Here is a 24018-nt window from a genome sequence, read left to right as displayed (position 1 = left end):
GGGCCGGGCTTCTGTCGTCGCGACGCAATAAGCTGGCGAGATGCCTCGCAAGAGAGCCACGATCCGTGAGGTGGCCCAGGCCACGGGCCTCTCCCCGGCGGCCGTCTCCTATGCCCTGCGCGGGTTGCAGGTCTCAGAGGAGACGATGGAGCGCGTACGCGCTGCTGCGGCCGAGCTCGGCTACGAGGCCGATCCCATCGCCAGAGCCTTGGCCAGCGGCCGCACCGGCATGATCGGGCTGCTCTGCGGCTCGCTCGAAGACCTGTGGCAACAGTCCCTGGCCGTCGGCATCTCCCGTGGACTGCGGGAGAAGGATCGCTATGCCCTGATCCTCGACGCGGTCGGCGACCCCAGCCGCGAACGGGCCCTGGCCCAGCAGCTCCGCGACCAGCGGGTTGACGGCATGATCGTTCAGCCGGTCGATCCGGCGGCCGGGTTCTGGCCCGAGCTGTGCGAGTCGCTGCCGGTGGTCGCGATCGGCGACTCGCTCGCGGGGACGGCCGGAGAGGTCGTCTTCGACAACCGGCGCGGGGTGACGCTGGCGCTGGAGCACCTGCGGTCCATGGGCCATCGCAGCATCGCCGTCCTCACGCCGACCACGGCCAGCACGCCCGATCGTCCCGCCGACGTCCTTGTCACGGCCGAGGCCGATCGGCTCGGGCTGGACATCGAGGTCGTCACCGCGCCGCACGGGCTGATCGCCGCCACCGGGGCCGCGCACGACATCCTGACCAGGAAGAAGCCGAGCGCCGTCTTCTGCTTCGCCGACTCGATCGCGTACGGGGTGTACGCGGCGGCTCAGGAGCTCGGGCTGTCCGTCCCCGGCGATGTGTCGATCATGGGCTACGACGATCACCCCATGTCGGGGCTGCTCACGCCGGGGCTGACGACGGTCGACTGGGACATCGACGGGATCGTGCGGGCGGCCGTGCGGCTGATCTCGGCGGCGGCCGACGGCGGCACCCGCCGCCGCCGGGTCGTCCAGACCCCCACGCTCAGGGAACGCGGGTCGGTCGCGCGGGTGTCGTGACGGGCTGTCGTGACGGGCTTTCAGGCCGGTCGCGCAGGTGTCGTGACGGGCTGTCGTGACGGGCTTCAGGTCGGGCGGTGGAGCGAGAGGGCCGCACGGGAGGCGTTCAGGTCGTCGGTGAGCGGGCGGTCGGCGGGTGGCGGGCGAAGCGCCCGGGTGGCGGCGGTGTGCTCGCAGGCCAGGACGATCTCCAGCGGCTCCAGGCAGCGCAGGGCGTGGCGGGCCGCCTGGGTGGCGAAGCTCGCGTGGTCCTCGGAGCCCCGGGAGATCACCGCCGTGCCCGTCGTCACGGGGGTCGCGAGGTGGCGGAGCTCGGCGAGGGCGTCCTGGGCCACGTACTCGATGATCAGGGCTCCGGAGGCGCCGGGGCGGTCGGCGAGGAACGAGTGGCGGCCCGTGTAGGCCGGATCCATGAGGGTGGCCAGGCGAGCCGTGCTGAGCTGAGCCGTCTGTACGAGCGCGGCCCGCACGTGATCCAGGGCCAGCGCCACGGGGGCGGCGTGGAAGTTCCCGTTGTGCCAGGCGAGGGTGCCGGAGATGAGCGGGTTCTCCATCGCGGCGTTGAGGTCGGTCTCGACCGTGGCCGTCGCCCGGTCCAGCGCCTCCATGGCGGCGCCGTGCACCTGGGCGAAGGCGCGGAAGCCGTACGGGTCCTGGACCCGGACGGCCTGTCCCCGGGTGAGCAGGCCGCGCAGGCGGGCGGCCACGGCGGCCTGACCGGGGTGCGGGCGGGCCTCCTGCACGGCGGCGGCCAGCGGTTCCGCCGAGGCGTCCACGGCGGTGAACGAGATCGCGGCGACGTCGATGGCGGCGTCGAGGAGCAGGCGCAGGCGGTGGCAGGCGATCGCGGCGTCGGCGAGGGTGGCGGCCCCCGAGCTGATGAAGGGCAGCGCGTCGTCCGAGGCCAGGAGGAAGGTGGGTGCGTGGTGCCGGGGGTCGGTGGCTTCCGGGTGTCCGGGGGATGGGTGGAGTTCGGTGTGGGGCCGCGAGGGGTGTCCGGGGCGGGGGTCGTGGTGCCAGGGGAGTTCGCCCAGCAGGCACAGGGCGGTGGTGGCCAGGGCCGCGAGGTCGCCGGTGCCGATGGCGCCGTACGTCTGGATCGGCGGGGTGAAGCCGCCGTTGATCGCGTCGGCCAGCACGGGCAGGACGGCCGGGTCGATGCCGGAGCCGCCGGCGACGAGCTGGTTGAGGCGTACGACCAGCATCGCCCGGGCGCGGGCGGGCTCGATCGGCGGGCCCGCACCGCACACGTGGCTGCGCAGCAGGTCGAGGCCGGGGGCTTTGACGACGATGTCCCTGTTGGCGCCGACCCCCGTGCTGCGCCCGTACACGAGGCCCGTGAGCCCTTGGGCGGTCGCCCACGAAGCCCGGGCCCGATCCGGCGAACCGATCGTGACCCGGGCCCCGTCGTACGCGGCCTCGTAGACCTGCGCGCAGGTCAGGCCGGCGCCGTCAAGCTCCATTCGGCGGTCAGTCGTTGTCGGGGATGAACAGACCCAGCAGCCAGCTCACCACGCTGATGATGATCGCGCCCCAGAACGCGGCCGGGTAGAAGTTGGCGACGTGGAACGGGATGTCGAGCTGACCGGCGATCCAGCTCGTCAGCAGCAGCATGGCCGCGTTGATCACGAGCAGGAACAGTCCGAGGGTCAACACGATGATCGCGCACCCCAGCGCCTTCACGATGGGCTTGACGATCGCGTTGATGACACCGAAGATCAGCGCCACGATCAGCAGGACGCCCCAGTATTTCGCCGTGTTCGACTGGCCCCCGACTTCGATGCCGGGAACGATCTGGATGGCGACCCACAAGGCCACTGCCGCCGCAAGGGTTCTGATGATGAATCTCACGCTGGTTGATCCTCCCACTTCAGCTCGGCAAAGCGATAGAGGCGCGGTCACTGTGATGACCGTCGCTCACTGTAGGTAGCCGCCGGTTATCGTCGGCCCGCGTGGGGAAGGGGCGTGCAAGGGAGGGAGCGAGATGGACGCCAACGGGCTCGAAGCGATGCCGGCCGACGAGTTGCACGATCGGGCGGTGCGTTACGCCGTACGTCATGGGGACCTGGGGTTTCTGTGGGACCTGCTGAAGGTGATCCCGGCCGCCGAGGCCGCCAGCGGTCACAAGGATGAGACCGCCAACGACCTCAGCAGGGTCTCCGCGCTGCTCAGCGATGCCATCGCGGCGGGTGAGGGCCAGCTGGGCGAGGCGCTGCGCCCGATCTACATCGAATATCTGCGCAAGCACCCCGACGCCTAGCCGATCACCCCCAGAAAATCCGGCCGCGATCCCGGGCTGGGCGTCCGGCCGGAGATCCGGTCGGACGTTCAGCCGAAATCCGGTCGGGAATCCGGCTGGGCGTCCGGCTGTGTCCGCTGCGGGCCGGGTGGTGTGCTCAGCCTGCGAGGCGGGCCTCCGCGCCGCTGTAGTCGATGAAGCCGGGGGTGCTGACCTCCTGGCCGTCCCGGCTGATGATCATGGTCTGGTACGGCCCCGACGCGGCCAGCTCGGCGGCGAAGCGCCTGGCCAGTAGCGGGCCCATGGCGTAGATGGCGGTGGCGTAGGCGTCGGCCACCCCGAGGTCGGGGCCGATCACGCTGACCGAGCCGAGCGCGTTCTGCACCTCGCCGGTGTGCGGGTTGACGATGGTCGAGCCGCCCGAGGTGGCGATGCCCAGGTCGTTGGCGAAGACGACCTTGCGGATCACGTTCGTGCGCGGGTCGCGGATGCCGATGCGCCAGCGTTTGCCGGGGGCGGCCGAGCCGCGCACCCTGATGTCCTCGCCGGCGGTGATGCGGTGGTCGCCCGCGCCCGCGTTGGACAGGGCCCGGGACAGCCGCTCCAGCGCCCATCCCTTGATGTAGCCGGACGGGTCGATCACGCCGTTGATGCGGGCCTCGAACCAGCCGTCGGTGGCCCGGCTGAGCTCGTCGCAGCGGTGCAGGACCTCGATGAGCTCGGGGATCTGCCTGATCGTCTGGCTGCGGTTGAGCCGGCCGATCTGGCTGTCCTCCTTGGCCGGGTTGAAGGTGTCGTCCACCCACCTCAGCCAGGCGAACGCGTCATCGAGCAGGGGGGCCAGCTCACGTGCGGGGAGAGCGGTGCGGATGTCCACGCTGACCGGTATGCCCATGACCATCTCGACCCGGGTGCTCCCGGGGAAGGTCATCGCGGACCCGGCGATATGAGAGGTCATCGCGGACCCGGCGATATTAGACGTTGCGGACCCGGCGATATCAGAAGTCGTCAACCTTGCCTCCTTGTCCGTGACCCACGGTTGCAGACGGCGCGTAATGTGAGGCTAAACCTTTTGCCCCGATTTGAAATGAATCTGTGACCTCGGGATGGCTAGGCGTGACAGCGCGCCGGCGACGTACCGCTTGAACTGGCGCGGACCGGCCACCACCACCTCGCGGTCGGCGATGTCGGGAATCTCACGACTCAGCCCGGAAGCGCTCAGCCGCTCCTTGATCCGCGGATCGTGCTCCCTGCCGACGACGAGGATCAGGCCGTAACGGGCCTCCAGGTCGCGCAGCTCGTCGGTGGCCCGCTCGGTCCGGTAGACGGCGACGGTGTCGGCCCCCGCGCTCGCCGCCGCGGCCAGGCGCGTGCGCAGGTCGCTGGGATCGAGACCGGTCGCGATCAGCACGGTGCCCCGGGTCGTCTCGGGCACGCGATGGCTCCAGACCGCCATCACGGCCGCCATCGCGTAGAGGATCAGCGAGCCCGCGCGGCTGAGCCCGGTCGTAGAGGCCGTGGAGCTGAACTGGTGTGCCACCAGCAGCGCTCCGGCCAGGTAGCCGCCGAGCCGCAGGCGCTGCCTGGCCTCCTCGGTGCGGAGGTAGTCGGCGGCCTTGACGCTGATGAAGCCGAGCGCGACGAGCAGCGCCGCGGCGGCATAGGCAGTCGGACTCCACGGATAGCCGAATCCCGGTTGGATCGCGCCGAACTCAGCTACCGCGACACCGCACCAGAAGAGCACGGGTCCCTGATTCGCATTCGCCTCGCTAGCCATGCCAACCACGATGCTGAACGAACATGAGAGGTTCCTGAGTAGGGTCTGAAACATGGCTAACGTGCGGGTAGAGCGTACCGATGAGGGTGGATTCCGGGCCACGAACGGCCGTGGCGCCGAGGTGCGGATCGGTGGCGGTGACGAGGATGGAGTGTTCAGTCCGGTCGAGTTGTTGCTGGCAGCGGTGGGTGGCTGCAACATCGTGACGGTCGAGCCGCTCACCGCCCAGCGCGGCCACCGGCTGGTCCGGCTGGAGATGACGGTGCAGGCGGAGAAGGTCGAGGCGAACAAGCTCGGCCCCGTGACGCTCACCTACGACGTGGAGTTGCCGTCGGAGGCGGCGGACGAGGTGTTCAGGGCCGTGGCCGGGCGGGTCCATGCGAAGTACTGCACGGTGAGCAGGTCGCTGGAGGAAGGCACAGAGGTCCGGCTGGAACTTCCATAGGTCTTCCGTAGGTGGATTAAACAGATATTCGACCCCGTTATGACGCGACCGTTGCATTCGTCTCGGTAGCGTTGTAGCAGGTCAAGAGTCCTGCGACCTAGCAGACCTTCACCGATGCGGACGCGGAGGGGGACCGCGGTTCGCCAGTGCGGGACCGCCGACGTTTTTGGGGGAAAGCGTCGGCCTGGACCGCCGCCGATCGGGCCGGGCAGCTTTGGGGGAGCTGCCCGGCCCGATCTATGCGTATCCTCCGTTTCCGTGACAAAAGTTCTTATTGACTGTGATCCGGGCATCGATGACGCGCTCGCCCTGGCGCTGGCCGCCGGTTCCCGTGCGCTGGACGTGGTCGGCGTCACCACGGTGGGCGGGAACGTCGATCTCTCGCTGACCACCGCGAACGCGCTGGCGTTGAGAGAGTTCCTGCAGCTCGGAGACGTGCCGGTGACGCCGGGCAGCGCCGGGGCCCTGATGCGGCAGACGGTGCGGGCCGCTCACGTGCACGGGACGACGGGGCTCGGCGACGTGGTCCTGCCCGCGCCTGAGCGCGGGCCGTCGGACGGGCACGCGGTCGACTTCATCGTGGAGACGCTGCGGGCCGCCCCCGGCGAGATCACTCTGGTGGCCGTCGGCCCGTTGACGAACATCGCCCTCGCCGTACGCCGTGAGCCCCGCGTCGTGGAGTGGGCCCGCGACCTGGTCATCATGGGCGGCTCCTACACCCGGGGGAACACGAATCCGGCCGCCGAGTTCAACATGCTGGCCGATCCCGAGGCCGCCGCGATCGTCTTCGACGCCGGCTGGACGGTGACGATGCTGGGGCTGGACGTGACGTTGTCGGCCCTCGTGACCTCGGCCGTCCTGGACCGGATGCGCCCGCTCGGCCGGCTGGCGGACCTGCTGGTGCCCGCCGCGCAGTTCTACGGGGTGGTGACGGCCGACGGCGGGCCGGCCATCCATGACGCGTGCGCGGTGGCGTACGTGCTGGAGCCGTCGCTGTTCACCTGCGTGCCCGCCGTGGTGAACGTGGAGACGACCGGGACCTACACCCGGGGGATGACGGTCACGGACTTCAAGCTCGGCGACCGGCGGCCGAACGCGCTGGTGGCCACGTCGCTGGACGTGAAGGGGTTCTGGGACCTCGTGATGGGGGCGTACGAGAGGCTGGCGGGCCGGCTCGGGTGATGTGCGGGCAGTGCTGGGCGGCTGATACAGTTACATGTGTTGCGCCGCTAGCTCAGTTGGTTAGAGCAGCTGACTCTTAATCAGCGGGTCCGGGGTTCGAGTCCCTGGCGGCGCACCATCACCGAACGGGCACTCTCCCTGCTGTGGAGGGTGCCCGTCGTCATGTCCGGCCTGCTCCCGCCCGGCTGGGCGGGGTTCGGCTGAGCGGCTCAGTCTGGGGCGAAGGCCTCGGGCCAGCGGGCCGCCAGCTCCGACAGGTCGTCGGGCACCTTCACGAAGCAGGTCTCGTCCGCATGCGGCAGGGCGAACAGCATCTCGCCGTACGCGGCCAGCGCTCTCATCAACCAATCGCTCACGCCGATCTCTTTACCCAGTGAGATGATCTCAATCCCCTTCGTCGCGATCGTCCTGCTCTTAGGGGCTTCTCCGGGTCAGGGATCCTGAAGGCGGCGGATCATGGCCTGCTTGGCCGTGGCGAACTCCTCGTCCGTCAGCACCCCCGACCGGTGCAGCTCACCGAGCTCGGCCAGCCGGCGCAGGACCGCGTCGTGCACGTCGTCAGGGACGGGCGGCGGCGGCAGCTCGGCGACGTTGCGCGGCAGCCGGGCCAGCACGGCCGCCGCCACCAGCGCGGTCGCGCCGCCGAAGCGCTGGATGCCCCAGGACACGCATCGCGGGTCCTTCTGCGGCGGCAGCGCCGGCCCTTCGCCCTTGACCCTGAAGCGCAGCGTGCCGTAGCCCATGCCGGACTGCGGTTTCCACTCCACCCCGACCAGGTCCGACAGCGGGAACTCCTGGGAGCCCGCCTTCTCCTTGTCCGAGCTGGCGAACCCGGTCCACTCCAGCCGCACCCGCTCGCCGTCGAAGACCGCCGTGCCGTCGCCCGCCGTCGCCGAGATGGGGACGGACGGCCCGGGCAGGAGGTAGTCGTCGCAGGGGGCGCTCGGCGTCTGATAGACGAGCAGGGTGTCGCGGATCTCGTCGGAGAAGTATTCGGCGGCGCCCACGCGGGCCTTCGGCACGGCCAGCCGGTAGGGGTCGGCGGGCGGGCCCAGCGACCCGGCGACCGCGTCGGAGAGGGAGTCGGCCCCCTTGCGCAGGCGCAGGCGTATGTGGCCGCCCTTGCGCGCCGGCTCGAACGCCACGCTCGCGATCGCTTCGAGCGGAACCGTCACCTCGCCCAGAGTCCTGCGCAGCTCGTGCACGTCCTTGTCGCTGCCGGGCACGATGCGCAGGAATTCGCCGTTGAACCTCCACGAGCCGTCGGGGACGGCGATCTCGGCCATATCCTCAGCCTAGGACACGCTTCGGCGGCCAAGTCGAGAGGAACCGGATGGAGATCTTCACGAGCTGGACCTGCTGGCCCGAGGCGGAAGGCCCGCTGGCCAAAGCGCTCCCGCCGGAGACCGTCGGTGTCCTGCGCGAGGCGGTCGCCTTCGCCGGACGGCGGCACGGGGTCCAGCAGCGGCCGACCGGGCGGCCGTACCTGGAGCATCTGTTCGAGGCGCTGGAGGTGGCCGTGATCGGCGCCGGGACGATGGACAGGGACGTGCTGGTGGCGATCGTGCTGCACGACGTGGTGGAGGACACGCCGTGCACCGAGTCGGAGGTCGCGCGGCGGTTCGGCCCGCGGGTGGCGGCGCTGGTGAGATGGGTGACCAAGCAGCCGGGGGCGGTGAAGGCCGACTATCTCGCCTCCCTCGTCAAGGCGCCGCCCCAGGCCGTGCTCGTGAAGCTCGCCGACCGGGTGAGCAACGTGCAGCAGTTGCAGCGGATGCCGTGGCGGTTCCAGCGGCGCTACTACCTGGAGACCGTCGCGTACATCATGCCGCTCGCGGGCGCGCACCCCTGGTTCGCGCACTGGTACGCGGACTGGCGCGAGCGCTGGCGCCGCGTCGAACGCTGGCCCGCCTGACCCGCGAGCGCCGCCGCCGACGCGCGTGAAGCCGGTGCGCAGCCCGGGGGAGGTCAGCCGCGGATCCGGGCCACGCGGTTGCGTACGCCCAGGAAGTGGGCGTGCACGGCGGCCACGGCGGCGGCCCGGTCGCCCGCGAGCACGGCCGTGTAGATGTCGCGGTGCCGCTTGACGACGTCGCCCGGCGGCTCGTCCGGCGCGCCGAGCCGGTCGCGCAACTGGTAGTAGACGTCCCAGAACGCCCCCAGCAGCTGGCTGACCAGGGGGTTGCCGAGCGGCCGGTAGAGGAGGTCGTGGAAGAGGCGGTCGGTCTCCGGTGAGACCGGGCCGGCCAGCGCCTCGGCCTCCATCCTGGCGATCACGTCGGCGATCGGCGTCAGATCGGCCCCCTCGCCCAGCTCGATCAGGCGCTCGACGAGCCCGCTCTCCAGGATCTCGCGGATCTCCACGAGGTGGCCGAGGTGGTTCTTGCCGTTCTGCAGCGTGATGCGGCTGTGGAAGGCCAGCTCGTCCACCAGCCCCGCCAGCGACATCCGGCCCACGAACATGCCGAACCCGTGGCGGATGTCCACGATGCCGACGGCCTGCAGCGCCTTGAGCGCCTCCCTGATCGAGTTACGGCTGACCTGGAGCTCTTCCATGAGCTCCGACTCGGTGGGCAGCGGATCTCCCGCCACCATCCCACGCCGGACGATCAGGTCCTTGACACCCTCCTGGGCCTCGACGGCACGGCTCGGGCGTGCCGGACGCGGGACAGCGGTCATGAAGAATCCCTCTCTAGTAGGCACTTGCGTAACATTCCGGAAATCTCCTGTTGACCTCAAGCGGGCCCGGCATCTAGCGTCCACCTTACGCACAAGATAGGACATGGGATGTCCCACGTTCTACCCTCAGCCGCACAAAGTGGCAGAGGGCTGGCAGCGCCTCTGCACTTACCCCCAGGAGGAACCCGTGAGCACTGAGTTCAGCCGCCGCGACTTCCTGCGTTACAGCGGAGCGACGGGTGCGGCGGCGGTCATCGCGGCCACCCTCTCCGCTTGTTCCGGCGGTCCGGCCTCGACCGGCTCGGTCGGCGCCGGATCGAACAAGGACCTGATCACCGCCGTCATCGGATACGGCAACGACCAGAGCTGGGACCCGACCCAGACGGCGTCGGCCTTCGCGATGGCCGGCATCAACCACGTCTACGAAGGACTGCTCGACACCGACCCGATCACGCGGGAGCCGTACCCGGCGCTGGCCACCGCGCTGCCCACGGACCTGAACGCGACCTCGTGGAAGTTCACCCTCAGAGAGGGCGCGAAGTGGCACGACGGCCAGCCCGTCACCGCCGACGACGTGGTCTTCACCTTTGAGCGGATCCTGGGCTCCGAGAACGTCCTGACCGGGAACTTCTTCAAGTCCTGGCTCAAGGAGGTGAAGAAGGTCGACGACCGGAACGTGGAGCTGGTCTTCAAGTTCGCCTTCCCCGACGCCGCGCCCAGGCTGACCATCGCGAAGATCATGCCGAAGCACGTGTTCAGCCAGGCGGGGGCCTGGGACCAGGCCAAGGGCGGCAAGGCGGTGGGCTCGGGGCCGTACCGGCAGACCGCGCACAACCCCAAGTCCAACACCGCCTTCGAGGCGTTCGACGGCTACAACGGCCCGCGCCCGGCCACGGTCAAGAAGATGAACTGGCTGACCATCGTGGACGCGGCCGCCCGGGTGGCCAAGATCTCCGGCGGGTCCGCCGAGGCGCAGATCGCCGACAACATCCCGTACGCCAACGTCGAGCAGCTCAAGCAGCAGGGGCTGACGGTCGAGGGCGGCAAGGGCATGAACCACATGTTCCTGATGTTCAACACCGGCACCAAGCCCTTCGACGACGTACGGGTGCGCCAGGCGCTGCACTACGCCATCGACAAGCAGAAGATGATCGACGTGGCGCTCAAGGGCCACGGCACGGCCTCCAGCTCGTTCCTCAACGAGGGTCACCCCGACCACAAGCGCGCCTCCGTCGTCTACGACTACGACCCCGAGAAGGCCAAGGCGCTGCTCAAAGAGGCCGGCGTGAGCAACCTGACGATCAACCTCATGGCCGTCAACGTGAGCTGGATCGCGGACTGCCTGCCGACGATCGCCACCTCCTGGGAGGCCATCGGCGTCAAGACCACGCTGGAGCCGCAGGACACGGCGGCGCTCTTCACCAAGATGGACCAGTTCCAGGACTACCAGGCGGTGGCCGCGGCCTCGAACCCCAACCAGTTCGGCATGGACGCCGACCTCATCCTGCACTACAACTACGTGCCCGGCGGCCTGTGGATGAAGTACAGCCACTGGGACGGCAGCAAGGACGCCGAGAAGCTGTTCTCGATGATGGACGAGGCCAGCAAGGAGACGGACAAGGCCAAGAAGACCGAACTTATCCACAAATATCTGGATCTGGTCGCTGAGCAGGCCATTCTCTACCCGGTCGTCCACAACGAGCTGATGACCGCCTTCGACCCGAAGAAGCTGTCCGGCATCCGCGCCCAGCCCTACCCGGGCATCAACCTGCTGCAGGCCAAGCGCACATGACGCTCGTCGCCAGGATGCTGCTCCGGCGGCTCCTCATCCTGATCCCGCTGTTGCTCGGCGTGGTCGCGTTCGTGTTCATCGTGATGCGCTTCTCCGGCAGCAAGCCGGAGTACGCCTACTTCCAGGGCGCGAACCCGACCCCCGAGCAGATCCACCAGTTCCAGCTGGAGAACGGCCTGCTGGACCCGCTACCGCTGCGTTATGTCCGCTTCGTCGTGGATCTGGCTCAGGGGGACCTGGGCACCAGCGTGCTCACGAAGAAGCCGGTCATCGAGTCGGTGATGACCGCGCTGCCGCTGACGCTCCAGCTCACGCTGCTCGGCCTGGCCGTGGCGGTGGTGGTCGCGCTGCTGCTCGGCGTGACCGCCGCGCTGTTCCGCGACCGCTGGCCCGACCAGGCGATCCGGATGGTGTCGCTGATCGGCGTGGCGGCGCCGGCGTTCTGGCTGGCGCTGCTGATGATCCAATGGCTGGCGGTCGGCCAGGGGCTGTTCCCGACCGGGGGCTACATCAACCCGGCCGACTCGGTCACGGGCTGGCTGCAGTCGATGACGCTGCCCGCCCTGTCGCTGTCGCTGCCGATCGCCGCCCAGCTCACCCGCATCATCCGTACCTCGATGGTGGAGGAGCTGGACAGGGACTACGTGCGCACCGCGATCGGCAGCGGCCTGCCGTCGATCGTGGTCGTCGGGCGGAACGTGCTGCGCAACGCCCTCATCAACCCGCTGACCGTGCTCGGCCTGCGCATCGGCTACCTGATCGGCGGCACCGTGGTCATCGAGACGATCTACGGCCTGCCCGGCATGGGCCAGCTCATGATCAACGCGGTGCGCGACGGAGACCCGGCCGTCGTCCAGGGTGTGGTGCTCACGATCGCGGTCGGCTTCATGGTCGTCAACCTGGTCGTGGACGTCCTCTACCTGCTGGTCAACCCCCGGCTCAGGAGTGCCGCATGAGACGTGGACTGACAGAGCGCCTGTCGCGGCCCGGCATGGCCTTCCGCGGGCTGAAGCCCCTCTCGTGGGTCTCGGTCGGCATCATCGCGGTGGTCGTGCTGGCCGCGCTGCTCGCGCCGTGGATCGCGCCGCACTCGCCGTACTTCCAGGAGGCCGCCGGCGGCGGCCCGTCGGCCGCGCACTGGATGGGCCTCGACAGCGCCAACCGCGACATCCTGTCCAGGCTCCTGTACGGCGCCCGCTGGTCGCTGATCATCGGCCTCGGCGCGACCGGGCTGGCCCTGCTGACCGGGGCGATCATCGGCGCGGTCGCGGCCACCGCGCGCAAGGCCGTGGACGAGACCCTGATGCGCGTCCTCGACGTGATCATGGCCTTCCCCGGCATCGCGCTGGCCGCAGTGCTGGTGGCGGTGTTCGGCGGCAGCATCCCGGTCCTGGTCATGGCCATGGCCTTCCTCTACATGCCGTCCGTGGCCAGGGTCGTGCGGGCCAACGTGATCGCCCAGTACGGCGAGGACTACGTCGACGCCGAGCGCATCATCGGCGCCCGCACGCCGCACATCATCATCAGGCACGTCGCGATCAACTGCGCGGCCCCCGTGCTGGTGTTCTGCACGGTGATGGTGGCCGACGCGATCGTGTTCGAGGCGTCGCTGTCGTTCATCGGCGCCGGCGTACGCCCCCCGAACCCCTCCTGGGGCAGCGTCATCGCCGACGGCAAGAACCTGGTCCTGCTCGGCGGCTGGTGGGCCACGGTCTTCCCCGGGCTGCTGATCCTGATCACCGTGCTCGCCCTGAACATCCTGTCCGAAGGCATCTCCGACACCTGGGCCGCTCCGGCCGCGGGCAAGCCGGCGCCGAAGAAGGACGACGCCTTCGAGCAGGCCCGTCCCGGCACCGGCGAGATCGTCGAGCTGCCCGGCCTGGCCGAGGCCGCGCAACGGCTGGCGGAACGCGCCCGGCCGCTCCCGCAGGGCCCGCCGATCCTGTCGGTCGAGCGGCTGCGGATCGGGTTTCCCAGAGGGGTGGACATCGTCGCGGACTCGGCGACAGCAGACATCGTGGACGGCATCGGCTTCGAGGTACGCCCCGGAGAGGTGCTCGGCCTGGTGGGCGAGTCGGGCTGCGGCAAGTCGCTGACCGCGCTGACCATCATGGGCCTGCAGCCACGCGGCGCCCGTGTCAGCGGCCACGTGCGCTTCGACCAGCGGGAGCTGCTGGCGGAGTCGCGCGGCGCCCGCCGCCGGCTGCTGGGTCACGAGATGGCGATGATCTACCAGGACGCGCTTTCCTCGCTGAACCCGGCCATGACCATCAAGGCCCAGCTCAAGCAGCTCACCCGGCGCGGCGGCCGGCGTACCCCCGCCGAGCTGCTCGAACTCGTCGGCCTCGACGCCCGCCGCACCCTGACCTCCTACCCGCACGAGCTGTCGGGCGGGCAGCGGCAGCGGGTGCTGATCGCGATGGCGCTGTCGCGGGAGCCCAAGCTGATCGTCGCCGACGAGCCCACCACGGCGCTCGACGTGACGGTCCAGGCGCAGGTCATCGAGCTGCTGCTGCGGCTGCGCGAGGAGCTCGGGTTCGCGCTGATCCTCGTCTCGCACGACCTCGCGCTGGTGGCCGACGTCACCGACCGCGTCGTCGTCATGTACGGCGGCCAGATCGTCGAGACCGGGGTCACGGCGGCGCTGGTCGGCGCGCCGGCCCACCACTACGCCCGGGGGCTGCTCGGCTCGGTCCTGTCGCTGGAGTCGGGGGCCGAGCGGCTCACGCAGATCCCCGGCGTGGTGCCCGCGCCCGCGGACTTCCCCGACGGATGCCGGTTCGCCGACCGGTGCCCGATGGCCACGGACGTGTGCCGTGCCGAGACTCCGGTGCTGGCAGGGGACGCCACCCACGCGGTGGCCTGCCACCATCCCGCGGTGGAACTGGTGAGGAGTGAGCAGCGTGCTTGAGCTGAAGGACGTGCACGTGGTGCACAAGGCCCGCTCGGGCGGCGTGTTCTCGCGCGACCGCGTCTACGCGCTGACCGGGGCGGACCTCACGGTCGCGGCCGGTGAGACGGTCGGGATCGTGGGGGAGTCGGGGTGCGGCAAGTCCACGCTGGCCAAGGTGCTGGTGGGACTGCAGCGGCCGACCGCGGGCACGGTGACGTTCCGCGGCAAGGACCTGTGGGGGCTGCGGGAGTCCGAGCGGCGCGCGCTGATCGGGTCGAGCGTCGGAATGATCTTCCAGGATCCGTCCACGGCGCTCAACCGGCGGCTGCCCGTCAGGCAGGTGCTGCGCGACCCGCTCAACGTGCACAAGCGCGGCACCCCCGCCCAGCGCGACGCCCGCGTACGCGAGCTGCTCGACCTGGTCGGCCTGCCCGCCAGCGCCGCCGACGCGCTGCCCAGCCGGCTCTCCGGCGGCCAGCGCCAGCGTGTGGCCGTGGCCAGGGCGCTGGCGCTCGAACCCGAGCTGATCGTCGCCGACGAGCCGACCAGCGCGCTCGACGTGTCGGTCCGCGCCCAGATACTCAACCTGCTGCTCGACCTGAAGGAACGGCTCGGGATCGCGCTGGTGTTCGTCTCGCACGACATCCAGACTGTGCGCAGGATGAGCGACCGCGTGGTCACCATGTACCTGGGCAGGATCGTCGAGCAGACGCCGGCCCAGGCGGTGCCGCTGGGCGCGCGGCATCCGTACACGCGGGCGCTGTTCTCGGCGACGCCCGGGCTGATCTCGCCGATCAACCCGATCCCGCTGGTGGGCGCCGTGCCCTCGGCCACCGCGCCGCCGAGCGGGTGCCCGTTCCGCACGCGGTGCTGGCGGGCGGACGACCTGTGCGCCGCGGACTGGCCCGGCGCGCGGAGCGACGACGACCACCTGTTCCACTGCCACCATCCGGTGGCGGCGGGAGCGACCGACCTCGAACTGATCCAGGAGCGCGCATGAGGCTTAAGGGCGTTATCCCCCCTGTCTGCACCCCTTTGACGCCTGACTACGAGGTGGACACCGCCTCGCTCGTCCGGTTGATCGACCATCTGGTCGAGGGCGGGGTGGACGCGTTGTTCGTGCTGGGGTCGTCGTCGGAGGTGGCGTACCTGACGAACGCGCAGCGGCGGGTGGTGCTGGACACCGTGGTCGGCCATGTGGGCGGGCAGGTGCCGGTGCTCGCCGGGGTGATCGACATGACGACGCCGCGGGTGCTCGACCACGTGCGCGTCGCGGTGGCGGCGGGGGTGTCCGCGCTGGTGGCGACGGCGCCGTTCTACACGCGTACGCATCCGGAGGAGATCCGTACCCACTTCAGGACTGTGGCCGCCCGCGGCGGCCTGCCGGTCTACGCCTATGACCTGCCGGTCTCCGTGCACACCAAGCTGAGCGCGGAGCTGCTGCTCGGCCTCGCGGCCGAGGGCGCGCTGGCCGGGGTGAAGGACTCCAGCGGCGACGACGGCGGCCTGCGCGAGGTGATACTCGGGCGCGAGGCGCCGTTCAGCGTGCTCACCGGGTCCGAGGTGACCGTGGACTCGGCGCTGTGGATGGGCGCCGACGGCGTGGTGCCCGGTCTGGGCAACGTGGACCCGCAGGGGTACGTCGAGCTGTACCGCAGCGCGTCCCGCGGCGACTGGGAGGCGGCGCGGAGCGAGCAGGAGCGCCTGGTCAGGCTGTTCGAGATCGTCAAGGTGGGCGGGGCCAGGATGGGCGGCAGCTCGTCCGGCCTCGGGGCGTTCAAGGCCGCGCTGCACCTGCGCGGCGTCATCGACTGCCCCGTGACCGCGCTGCCGCAGATCCCGCTGAACGACGAGGAGACCGGCCGGATCGGCAAACTGCTGGCGACCGCCGGTCTCCTCTGAACCGTGAGATCAGGTCAGGCCGGGCTCAGCGCTCGGCGTGCGCGGCCCGTTCGTTGGGCACGCAGTGGGTCATCTTCAGCCCCTCCACGTCGCGCGGGCCGTTCCTGCCGAGCTTGGCCAGCCGGGTGCGGTCGTCCTCGGTGAGGTCCTGGCTCTTCAGCGGCTCCAGCGCGGTCACGTCGTCCGGCGTGATGCCCAGGCCCTCGCCGACGCGCAGCCCGAGCTCGTCCTCGGCGAGCAGGAAGTGCCACACCATCCGCTCCTGGATGCGCCGGTCGCACTGCTTGAGCGCGGTGACGAGGTTGAGCACCAGGTCGTCGCGCTCCCACTGCTCCATCAGCAGATAGCGCTGACCGGCCTGGACGTAGTCGTTGGTGCGCGGGATGCGCTTGCGGGTGAGCCGGCCGGAGACCTCCGGACCGACCTCGTCGCTGTGCGGGTACCCGGCCTCCCGCAGGCCGCCGCGCAGTGAGGGCTCGTAGTTGATGTGCGGGTCCTCGCCGGCGGTGTCGACGAAGTACGTCATCTGGCCGTCGCGCTGGTTGGTGCGGATGGCGGCGTTCTTGGCCTGGTTGACGGGCAGCTGGAGATAGTTGGCCCCGACGCGGTGGCGCTGCGTGTCGCTGTAGGAGAACGTCCGGCCGACCAGCATCTTGTCGTCGGAGAAGTCGAGCCCGTCCACGAGCACGCCGGTGCCGAACGCGGCCTGCTCGTTCTCGGCGAACTGGTTCGCCACGTTCCTGTCGAGCACCAGGCGGCCGACCGGCCGGGCCGGGAACTCGTTCTCCGGCCACACCTTGGTGTCGTCCAGCGGGTCGAAGTCCAGCTCGGGGTGCTCGCCGTCGCTCATGAGCTGGACCAGCAGCTCCCACTCGGGGTAGTCGCCGCGCTCGATGGCGTCGTGCAGGTCCTTGGTGGCGTGCCCGAGGTCGTGCGCCTGTACGGCCGCCGCGTCCGCCTCGGTCATGCTCTTCACGCCCTGCTTCGGCATCCAGTGATATTTCACCAAGAACGTCTGGCCCTGCTGGTTGACCCACTTGTAGGTGTTCACGCCGAACCCCTGCATGTGCCGATAGTCGGCGGGGATGCCACGGGGGCTGAACAGGTTGACGAGCATGTGGATGCACTCGGGCGTCTGCGACATGAAGTCGAAGATCCGGTTCGGGTCCTGCCGGAACGTCACGGGATCGGGCTTGAGCGAGTGGATGACGTCGGGGAACTTGATGGCGTCCCTGATGAAGAAGACGGCCAGGTTGTTGCCGACGAGGTCCCAGTTGCCGTCCTCGGTGTAGAACTTGATCGCGACGCCGCGCGGGTCGCGGGCGGTCTCCGCGGAGTCGCGCCCGCCGATCACCGTGGAGAAGCGCAGGGCGACGTCCGTGCGCTTGCCGGCCTCCTGGAAGAGCTTGGCCCTGGTGAACTGGCTGATCGGCTCGTCGCCGAGCTTGCCGTACGCCTCGAAGAAGCCGTAGCTGGTCGTGCCTCGTGCGTGCACGACGCGCTCGGGTATGCGCTCCCGGTCGAAGTGACTGATCTTCTCCAGGAACTGGTAGTTCTCCAGCGTCGCGGGGCCGCGCGGGCCGACCGTGCGCTGGTTCTGGTTGTCGTGAACCGGGTGTCCCTGCCGATTGGTCAGCACCTCGCGCTGGTCGTTCGGCTCAGCACCCATGCCGGAAACGTCTGTCATCACACCGCTCCTTCCCCCGGACGAGTTTTCCCCGCCTGCCCTCAAGTCCTGAGCGGAAACGGGCAAAGATCCGTCTACGCGCCGCGGCCCTTCGGGGGGAAGACCTGAAGGGCCGCCTCCAGGGCGGTGGCCTCCTCGGGAGTCAGGCGCTCCAGGAAATGGACCAGGGTGGCGGCCTGGTTGCCGCTGGCGGCCAGCGCGTGCCGCATCAGCTCGGCGGTGTAGGCCTCCTTGGAGGAGATCGGCTCGTAGACGTAGGCGCGGCCGACCGGCTCCCGCTTGAGCAGGCCCTTCGTGTGGAGCTTGTCCATCACGGTCATGACGGTGGTGTAGGCGATCTCGCGTTCCTTGCGGAGGTCTTCGAGCACGTCACGGACGGAGGCGGGCCGGCGGTAGGACCACATCCTGTCCATGATCGTGGACTCGAGCTCTCCCAGGGCGCGCTTCATGAGCACATGCTACGGGTTGCAGTGAGACACAACCGGTCCGCGTGATCAGCGGCTCACGCCGTCGGCGGGCTGCCGCAGCAGGCTCAGGTCGGCCCGCCGCGGCAGGCTCTCCCAGTCGCCCTGGGAGGTCACCGCGAACGCGCCCGCCGCGCACGCCGTGCTGAGCCGCTGCTCCGGCTCCGCGCCGGCCAGCCAGTCCGCCAGCCAGCCGGCCGCGAACGCGTCACCGGCGCCGACGGAGTCCACCTCGGTCACGTCGTACGGCTCCGCCCGCCGTACGACGCCGTCGGTCAGCTCCATGGCCCCCTTGGCGCCGAACTTGACCAGCACGTGCCGCGGGCCCAGCGCCGCCAGGGCCTTGGCCAGCTCGACGGCGTCGTCCGCGCCGGCGATCAGCCGTCCCTCAGCCTCGGTCGCGAACAGCACGTCCACGTCGCCGACCGTCTCCCGCAGCCACGCTCCCGCCGCGGCGGGCGTCCAGAGCGCCTTGCGGTAGTTGACGTCCAGCGAGACCAGCACCCCGGCGGCCCGCGCCGCGGCGATCGCGTGCCGTACGGCGTCGCGCGCCGAGGCGGACAGCGCGGGGGTGATCGCGGAGACGTGCAGCACGCGCGCGGACCTGATGAGCGCCGGATCGAGGTCGGCCGCGCAGAGCCGCGAGCCGGCGCTGTCCTTGCGGTAGTAGCGCACGTCGATGAGGTCCGCCGTGCGCCTGCCCTTGATCATCAAGCCGGTGGGCGCCTCGGGGTCCTGGACGGCCCGCACGTCCACGCCCTCGCCCGCGAGGGTCGAGCGGATCAGGTCGCCGAACTCGTCGGCCCCGACCCGGCCGGCCCACGTCGCGCCGTGCCCCAGGCGGGTCACGCCGATCGCGACGTTGGACTCGGCGCCGCCCAGGCCCAGGTCGAAGTCGCGGGCGAAACGCAGCGGCCCCGTGCGTCGGGCGCCGAACAGCGCCATGGTCTCACCAAAGGTCACCAGATCGGTCATCGGCTCGGGCTACCCATCTTTCTCGAGATCCGCGCCGCCGCCCCCGCCACCAGCGGCCCCAGCTCGCGCACGCGTGCGGCGGTGATCCGCGAGGTGAGCCCGGAGACGGAGATGGCGGCGGTGACGGCGTCGTTGTGGTTGAAGATCGGCGCGGCCACGCAGCGCACCTCGGGCTCGTTCTCCCGGTCGTCCACCGCGTAGCCGCGGCGCCTGATGTTCCGCAGCTCGGCGCGCAGCCGTTCGTGGTCGATGATCGTGTGCTTGGTCCTGGGCTCCAGCGTCAGCTCGGCCACGCTCTGCTCGGGCTGCCAGGCCAGGATGGCCTTGCCGACGGCGGTGGAGTGGACGGGGCCGCGGCTGCCGATGCGGGAGGCCATGCGGACGTTCGCCTCGTTCTCCACCTTGTCGATGTAGACGACGTGCGGCGGGTCGTACACGACCAGGTGGACGGTCTCGCGGACCTCGCTCATCAGCCGGTGCGACTCCTCGGCCGCCACCGCGCGCAGGTCCAGCGTGGCCAGGTACGCCTGCCCGAGCTGCACCGTCCCGTGGCCGAGCCGGTAGGCGCCGCTCTTCCTGTCGCGTTCGAGCAGCCGGGACTCGATGAGCGGCGCGGTCAGCCGCAGCACGGTGCTCTTGGACAGGCCCACGGCGTCGGCGAGCTGGGTGAGCGACAGGCCGGAGTGCTCGCGAACGTGGTCCAGCACGGTCAGGGCACGCCTGAGCGAGGCGGACTGGTTGCGTTCGGACACGATGCCCAAAATATGCCATTCGCGGATGTTCTCTGCAACACCGCGTTGTGCACTGCACAACAACTCCTGACAGCCCTTCCCGACTCCTGGACGGATTCCTAGTGTCTGCGCTCAGGAGGTAATAGTGAAGTTTCTTTACTTAGCCGCCGGGACGGCGGCCCTGCTCGCGCTGGCCGCCTGCGCCCCGTCGACCGCCCCCGCCTCGGGCGGCGGCGACGAGAAGACGGGAACGCTGCGCGTCTGGCTCTACGACGAGCCGAACCGCGCCCCCAAGGAGAAGGTCGTCAACGAGGCGATCAAGCAGTTCACCGCCGCCCACGCCGGCGTCCAGGTCGAGGTCATCTACATCCCGACCACGCCGGCCAGGCACGAGAAGTTCAAGGGCGCCTTCAACGACCCGGCCAGCTCGCCGGACGTCGCCGAGTACGGCAACACCGACCTCGCCGAGTACGCCGCCGCCGGCGGGTTCGCCGACCTCACGGCCGAGCTCCAGGGCCAGGACATGACGCCCGACCTGCTCAAGTCGGCCGCCGTGGACGGCAAGCAGTACGGCCTGCCGTGGTTCGTCGGCATCCGCGCCCTGTACTACCGCACCGACGTCTTCGGCGAGCTCGGCCTCAAGCCGCCGGCGTCGATCGCCGAGCTGACGGAGACCGCCCGCGCCATCCGGGCGAAGAAGCCCGATCTGTACGGCATCGCCGTCGGCGGCGAGTACACCTTCGGCGCCCTCCCCTTCGTCTGGGACGCCGGCGGCGACATCACCACGCTGGACTCGGCCGCGTCGCGCAAGGGCGTCAAGGCGTACACGGACCTGCTGTCGGACGACATCTGCCCGCCGCAGGCGTGCGTGTCGCTCACCGGCGGCAAGACGGTCGAGCTGTTCGCCGGGGGCAAGGCCGCGATGGGCATCCTCGGCAACTTCAGCCGCTCGGCCGTGGACGCGGGCGCGGCGGCCGGCAAGTACGCCGTGGTGCCGCTGCCCGGCTCGGCCAAGGGCTCGATCGCGCCGGCCTTCGCCGGGGGCAACAACCTGGGCGTGCTCAAGAACGCCCGGCGTCGGACGCTGGCCGTGGACTTCGTCAAGCTGCTGGGCGGCAAGGCGTACCAGGGCAAGATGTACGAGGCCATGGGCAACCTGCCGACGCTGACCGCGGCGCGCGACGAGCTGGCGGCCAAGGACCCGTTCCTGAAGCCGTTCCTCGACACGGTGGCCAAGGGGACGAGGTTCGTGCCGATCGACCCCGCCTGGGTGAAGATCGACAACGGCAAGGTCATCCCCACGATGCTGCAGAAGGTCGCCACGAAGCAGGCCACCGTGGACGCCGCCACCACGGAGGCCGCGGCGGCCGTGAAGACGGCCTTCGGGCGCTCGTGACGGCGGTGGCGCTTGCCAGGTCCCCATCCAGGTGCGGGTTCCGGGCCCGGCCGTGGCTGTACCTGCTCCCCGCCGCGGCCGTGCTCGTGCCCATGTTCGGCTACCCGCTCTACACGCTGGGCCTGCTGTCGGTCTTCGACTACCGGCAGGCCCAGGTCAGCGGCGGCCGGCCGAGCACGTTCGTGGGGTTCGCGAACTACGCGACGCTGTTCGGCGACGCCCGGTTCTGGGAGGTGCTGCTCCAGACGGTCGGATTCGCCGCGGCGCTCGTGGTCGCGACCCTGGCCGTGGGCGCGGCGCTGGCCGTGCTGCTGACCAGGACCGGCCCCGTGCCCAGGACGGCGCTGTCGCTGGCGGCGCTGGGCGCGTGGGCGGCCCCCGCGATGACCGGATCGACCGTGTGGATGTTCCTGTTCGACGCCGAGCTCGGGCTGGTCAACCAGGTGCTCGGGCTCGACGGGTTCAACTGGTTCTACGACCGGTGGGTGAGCTTCGGGGTGGTCGGCGCGACCATCGTGTGGCACTCGTTCCCGCTGGTCATGCTCACGCTCTACGCGGGCATCCAGGCGATCCCGGCCTCGGTGCTGGAGGCGGCGGCGCTCGACGGGGCCTCGGCCTGGCAGTCGTTCTGGAAGGTGATGACGCCGATGCTGCGGCCGCTGGTCGCCATCGTCGTCATCCAGTCGGTGATCTGGGACTTCAAGGTGTTCACGCAGATCTACGTGATGACCAACGGCGGCGGCGTCGCCGGGCAGAACACCGTGCTCAACGTCTACGCCTACCAGACGGCCTTCGGCTCCTCCGAGTACGGGCTCGGCTCGGCCATCGCCGTCGTCATGACGCTCATCCTGCTCGCGGTCACACTGCTCTACATCCGCGCGCTGCATCGCGGGGGTGAGCGGTTGTGAGGAGACGGCTCCTGCCCAACGTCGTGGCGCTGGTCGTCGCGTTCCTCACGGCGTTCCCGCTCTACTGGATGGTGCTGTCGGCGCTCAAGCCGGACGGCGAGATCCAGTCGCTCGACGTCCGGCCGTGGACCGCGCACCCGACCCTGGACAACTTCGTCAGGGTGCTGACCGGGGAGGGCTTCGCCCGTTACCTGCTCAACAGCGCGGGCGTGGCGCTGGCCGTGGTGGTGCTGTCGGCCGCGATCGCCTTCCTGGCCGCGGTGGCGGTGACACGGCTCAGGTTCAGGTTCCGGACGACCGTGCTGATCATGTTCCTGATCGCGCAGATGGTGCCCGTGGAGGCGCTGACCATCCCGTTGTTCTTCGTGGTCCGTGACCTGGGGCTGCTCAACACGCTGGCCTCGCTGGTGGTGGTGCAGCTCGCGTTCACGCTGCCGTTCGCGATCTGGATGATGCGCGGGTTCGTCGCGGCCGTCCCCGAGGCGCTGGAGGAGGCGGCGATGATCGACGGGGCCGGGCGGGCGACCGTGCTGTGGCGGATCCTGTTCCCGCTGGTCGCCCCCGGACTCGTGGCGACCAGCGTGTTCTCCTTCATCACGACCTGGAACGACTTCGTCTTCGCCAGGACCTTCATCATCTCCGCCAAGGACAATCAGACCCTGCCCGCGGCGCTGCTCGTCTTCTTCAAGCCGGACGAGAACGACTGGGGCGGGATCATGGCGGCCTCGACGTTGATGACGATCCCGGTGCTGATCTTCTTCGTGGCGGTGCAGCGGCGGCTGGTGTCAGGACTGGGAGGGGCGATCAAAGACTGAAATTTCGTGCTTGTCGCCTGGGGCCAGGAACTCCAGCAGCAGCCGCCCCTCCGCCTCGACCTCCTCCAGCACGGGGATCGGCGCCCACTGGTGGATGTTCAGGGTCGAGGTGCCCTTGGCCCGGGTGACCGTCCAGTCGCCGGAGGTGAAGCCGTCCACGAGGATGGCGCGCGGCATCACGTTCGTGCCCATGAAGCCCTGCATCGCGGCCGCGCCCGCGTCGCTGATGACCCTGGACCGGTCGGCGTGCGACAGGAACAGGTTGTCGAAGTCGTACATCAGCCGCACCGGCGCCGGGGCGTCCTCGGGCGGGCGTACGGCGTCCGGCAGGTCGTACAGCGTCCGGCCCGACTCGTCCCTGAAGCGTACGAGGTCCATGGGCTCCACCACCTCGCCCAGCCGCGTCAGCCCCGACCACGTCTGCACGTCCATCACCGACGCGGGCCCGAACGCCGCGAGGTAGCGGCGTACCAGCTCGGCGGCCGTCATCGGCGGCGTGTCGAAGCCCAGCCAGGACTCCGCGCTCGTGTGCGCGACCGGCCCGCTCCTGCCCCACACCCCGCGCGGCGGCACCTGCACCAGGGTGACGAGCCAGCGCACCCCCTGGCCCAGCGCGTGCGGGTCGTGCTGCGGCCACCGCTCGGCCAGCGCCCGCCCCAGGTCGGCGAACGTCATCGGCCGCTCCTTCAGCAGCTCCCGCCCGGCCGCCGCCAGCTCGTCCAGGTCCACGCCCGCCAGCCGCTTGCCGAAGGCGCTCTTGGTGCCGCGCTCGGCGACGATCTGCAGCAGCGGCCGCATGGCCAGGCAGTCGCGGGCGGTGACGAGGTGGATGGTGGAGCGCTGGAGCGCGACGCGTACGAGGTCGCGGGAGAGCAGCAGGTCGGCGGCGTCGGCCGGCTTGAAGCCCTCGATGCGGGTCCACAGGCCGGTGTACCAGGTGTGCGGGGTCTGCGCCTGCAGCCCGCCGAGATGCTCCACGACGTCGATCACGGACCGGCCGGCGCGGCGCAGCAGGAGCTGCCTGTCCAGCGTGGCCCGGTTGAGCGCCCTGCGGCTGATGAGGGGATCCATGCGTCCAAAGGTAGGGGCTATTGCGGCCGGTC

General features: G+C 70.2%; 25 protein-coding genes and 1 tRNA gene. 14 read left to right on the top strand and 12 right to left on the bottom strand.

Annotated elements, in window-relative coordinates:
• The first annotated feature begins 40 nt into the window (after positions 1-40).
• Positions 41-1030, top strand: a complete 990-nt coding sequence (locus ABEA43_RS18200) for a LacI family DNA-binding transcriptional regulator (RefSeq protein WP_345563190.1) — start codon at positions 41-43, stop codon at positions 1028-1030.
• Between the two features lie 65 nt (positions 1031-1095).
• On the opposite strand, the gene ABEA43_RS18195 is transcribed toward ABEA43_RS18200, so the two are convergent.
• On the bottom strand, positions 1096-2493 hold the full coding sequence (locus tag ABEA43_RS18195) for an aromatic amino acid lyase (RefSeq protein WP_345563188.1): 1398 nt from the start codon (positions 2491-2493) through the stop codon (positions 1096-1098).
• 7 nt (positions 2494-2500) lie between these two features.
• Complete coding sequence (locus ABEA43_RS18190; RefSeq protein ID WP_345563187.1) at positions 2501-2881, bottom strand: phage holin family protein; 381 nt, start codon at positions 2879-2881, stop codon at positions 2501-2503.
• 133 nt (positions 2882-3014) lie between these two features.
• Between ABEA43_RS18190 and ABEA43_RS18185 the strand changes: the two genes are divergently transcribed.
• On the top strand, positions 3015-3290 hold the full coding sequence (locus ABEA43_RS18185) for a hypothetical protein (RefSeq protein ID WP_345563186.1): 276 nt from the start codon (positions 3015-3017) through the stop codon (positions 3288-3290).
• A 136-nt stretch (positions 3291-3426) separates the two neighbouring features.
• Here ABEA43_RS18185 and ABEA43_RS18180 read toward each other — a convergent pair whose 3' ends face one another.
• Positions 3427-4227, bottom strand: coding sequence for an FAD:protein FMN transferase (locus ABEA43_RS18180; RefSeq protein ID WP_345563184.1), 801 nt, complete (start codon positions 4225-4227; stop codon positions 3427-3429).
• A gap of 105 nt (positions 4228-4332) precedes the next feature.
• Positions 4333-5100 carry a hypothetical protein gene (locus ABEA43_RS18175; protein ID WP_345563182.1) on the bottom strand — a complete coding sequence of 256 codons (768 nt, stop codon included), beginning with the start codon at positions 5098-5100 and terminating at the stop codon, positions 4333-4335.
• Here ABEA43_RS18175 and ABEA43_RS18170 point away from each other — a divergent pair.
• The 3 genes from ABEA43_RS18170 (at position 5099) to ABEA43_RS18160 (ending at position 6791) form a co-directional block, all read left to right on the top strand.
• Positions 5099-5491 (top strand): OsmC family protein, encoded by a 393-nt coding sequence (locus tag ABEA43_RS18170; protein WP_345563181.1) that lies wholly within the window; start codon positions 5099-5101, stop codon positions 5489-5491. The genes ABEA43_RS18175 and ABEA43_RS18170 overlap by 2 nt on opposite strands.
• A 258-nt stretch (positions 5492-5749) precedes the next feature.
• The gene (locus ABEA43_RS18165; RefSeq protein WP_345563180.1) at positions 5750-6673 is read left to right on the top strand and encodes a nucleoside hydrolase; all 924 of its coding nucleotides are present in this window, start codon (positions 5750-5752) and stop codon (positions 6671-6673) included.
• Positions 6674-6714: 41 nt separating this feature from the next.
• Positions 6715-6791: transfer RNA gene (locus ABEA43_RS18160), tRNA-Lys, on the top strand.
• Positions 6792-6882: 91 nt separating this feature from the next.
• On the opposite strand, the gene ABEA43_RS18155 is transcribed toward ABEA43_RS18160, so the two are convergent.
• Together ABEA43_RS18155 and ABEA43_RS18150 are read right to left on the bottom strand one after the other, a co-directional pair.
• Entirely contained in the window at positions 6883-7029 is a 147-nt protein-coding gene (locus ABEA43_RS18155; protein ID WP_345563178.1) for a hypothetical protein, read from the bottom strand.
• Between the two features lie 75 nt (positions 7030-7104).
• Positions 7105-7959 (bottom strand): DUF4429 domain-containing protein, encoded by an 855-nt coding sequence (locus tag ABEA43_RS18150; protein WP_345563177.1) that lies wholly within the window; start codon positions 7957-7959, stop codon positions 7105-7107.
• 47 nt (positions 7960-8006) lie between these two features.
• Between ABEA43_RS18150 and ABEA43_RS18145 the strand changes: the two genes are divergently transcribed.
• A complete protein-coding gene (locus tag ABEA43_RS18145) occupies positions 8007-8588 on the top strand; it encodes an HD domain-containing protein (protein WP_345563176.1) in 582 nt (193 codons plus the stop codon).
• A gap of 53 nt (positions 8589-8641) precedes the next feature.
• On the opposite strand, the gene ABEA43_RS18140 is transcribed toward ABEA43_RS18145, so the two are convergent.
• Positions 8642-9352, bottom strand: a complete 711-nt coding sequence (locus ABEA43_RS18140; RefSeq protein WP_345563175.1) for a FadR/GntR family transcriptional regulator — start codon at positions 9350-9352, stop codon at positions 8642-8644.
• A gap of 187 nt (positions 9353-9539) precedes the next feature.
• Here ABEA43_RS18140 and ABEA43_RS18135 point away from each other — a divergent pair, with 187 nt between their 5' ends.
• From ABEA43_RS18135 to ABEA43_RS18115, 5 genes are read left to right on the top strand one after another with little or no spacing between them, the layout of a single operon-like run.
• Positions 9540-11144, top strand: coding sequence for an ABC transporter substrate-binding protein (locus ABEA43_RS18135; RefSeq protein WP_345563173.1), 1605 nt, complete (start codon positions 9540-9542; stop codon positions 11142-11144).
• A complete protein-coding gene (locus ABEA43_RS18130) occupies positions 11141-12100 on the top strand; it encodes an ABC transporter permease (RefSeq protein WP_345563171.1) in 960 nt (319 codons plus the stop codon). The genes ABEA43_RS18135 and ABEA43_RS18130 overlap by 4 nt, the downstream gene beginning before the upstream one ends.
• The gene (locus tag ABEA43_RS18125; protein WP_345563170.1) at positions 12097-14055 is read left to right on the top strand and encodes a dipeptide/oligopeptide/nickel ABC transporter permease/ATP-binding protein; all 1959 of its coding nucleotides are present in this window, start codon (positions 12097-12099) and stop codon (positions 14053-14055) included. The genes ABEA43_RS18130 and ABEA43_RS18125 overlap by 4 nt, the downstream gene beginning before the upstream one ends.
• Positions 14048-15037, top strand: coding sequence for an oligopeptide/dipeptide ABC transporter ATP-binding protein (locus tag ABEA43_RS18120; protein ID WP_345563168.1), 990 nt, complete (start codon positions 14048-14050; stop codon positions 15035-15037). The genes ABEA43_RS18125 and ABEA43_RS18120 overlap by 8 nt, the downstream gene beginning before the upstream one ends.
• The gene (locus ABEA43_RS18115; RefSeq protein WP_345563166.1) at positions 15034-15939 is read left to right on the top strand and encodes a dihydrodipicolinate synthase family protein; all 906 of its coding nucleotides are present in this window, start codon (positions 15034-15036) and stop codon (positions 15937-15939) included. The genes ABEA43_RS18120 and ABEA43_RS18115 overlap by 4 nt, the downstream gene beginning before the upstream one ends.
• 25 nt (positions 15940-15964) lie before the next feature.
• On the opposite strand, the gene ABEA43_RS18110 is transcribed toward ABEA43_RS18115, so the two are convergent.
• From ABEA43_RS18110 to ABEA43_RS18095, 4 genes are all read right to left on the bottom strand, one after another.
• Positions 15965-17626, bottom strand: a complete 1662-nt coding sequence (locus ABEA43_RS18110) for a catalase (protein ID WP_345563165.1) — start codon at positions 17624-17626, stop codon at positions 15965-15967.
• A gap of 74 nt (positions 17627-17700) precedes the next feature.
• Complete coding sequence (locus ABEA43_RS18105; RefSeq protein ID WP_345563164.1) at positions 17701-18075, bottom strand: BlaI/MecI/CopY family transcriptional regulator; 375 nt, start codon at positions 18073-18075, stop codon at positions 17701-17703.
• A 45-nt stretch (positions 18076-18120) separates the two neighbouring features.
• Positions 18121-19065, bottom strand: a complete 945-nt coding sequence (locus ABEA43_RS18100; RefSeq protein WP_345563163.1) for a sugar kinase — start codon at positions 19063-19065, stop codon at positions 18121-18123.
• The gene (locus tag ABEA43_RS18095; protein ID WP_345563162.1) at positions 19062-19817 is read right to left on the bottom strand and encodes an IclR family transcriptional regulator; all 756 of its coding nucleotides are present in this window, start codon (positions 19815-19817) and stop codon (positions 19062-19064) included. Before ABEA43_RS18095 ends, ABEA43_RS18100 begins: the two co-directional genes overlap by 4 nt.
• A gap of 124 nt (positions 19818-19941) precedes the next feature.
• On the opposite strand from ABEA43_RS18095, the gene ABEA43_RS18090 reads away from it, so the two are divergent.
• The 3 genes from ABEA43_RS18090 to ABEA43_RS18080 are packed head-to-tail and all read left to right on the top strand — an operon-like array spanning position 19942 to position 22915.
• Positions 19942-21192 (top strand): extracellular solute-binding protein, encoded by a 1251-nt coding sequence (locus tag ABEA43_RS18090; RefSeq protein ID WP_345563160.1) that lies wholly within the window; start codon positions 19942-19944, stop codon positions 21190-21192.
• A 5-nt stretch (positions 21193-21197) separates the two neighbouring features.
• Entirely contained in the window at positions 21198-22100 is a 903-nt protein-coding gene (locus ABEA43_RS18085) for a carbohydrate ABC transporter permease (RefSeq protein ID WP_345563158.1), read from the top strand.
• Entirely contained in the window at positions 22097-22915 is an 819-nt protein-coding gene (locus tag ABEA43_RS18080; protein ID WP_345563157.1) for a carbohydrate ABC transporter permease, read from the top strand. Before ABEA43_RS18085 ends, ABEA43_RS18080 begins: the two co-directional genes overlap by 4 nt.
• On the opposite strand, the gene ABEA43_RS18075 is transcribed toward ABEA43_RS18080, so the two are convergent.
• Entirely contained in the window at positions 22886-23986 is a 1101-nt protein-coding gene (locus tag ABEA43_RS18075; protein ID WP_345563155.1) for a winged helix DNA-binding domain-containing protein, read from the bottom strand. The genes ABEA43_RS18080 and ABEA43_RS18075 overlap by 30 nt on opposite strands.
• Between the last annotated feature and the right edge of the window lie 32 nt (positions 23987-24018).

This window comes from Nonomuraea rosea, assembly GCF_039539705.1.
In the GTDB taxonomy this organism is placed as follows: Bacteria; Actinomycetota; Actinomycetes; order Streptosporangiales; family Streptosporangiaceae; genus Nonomuraea; species Nonomuraea rosea.
This window is presented reverse-complemented; position numbering and strand designations above follow the sequence as displayed.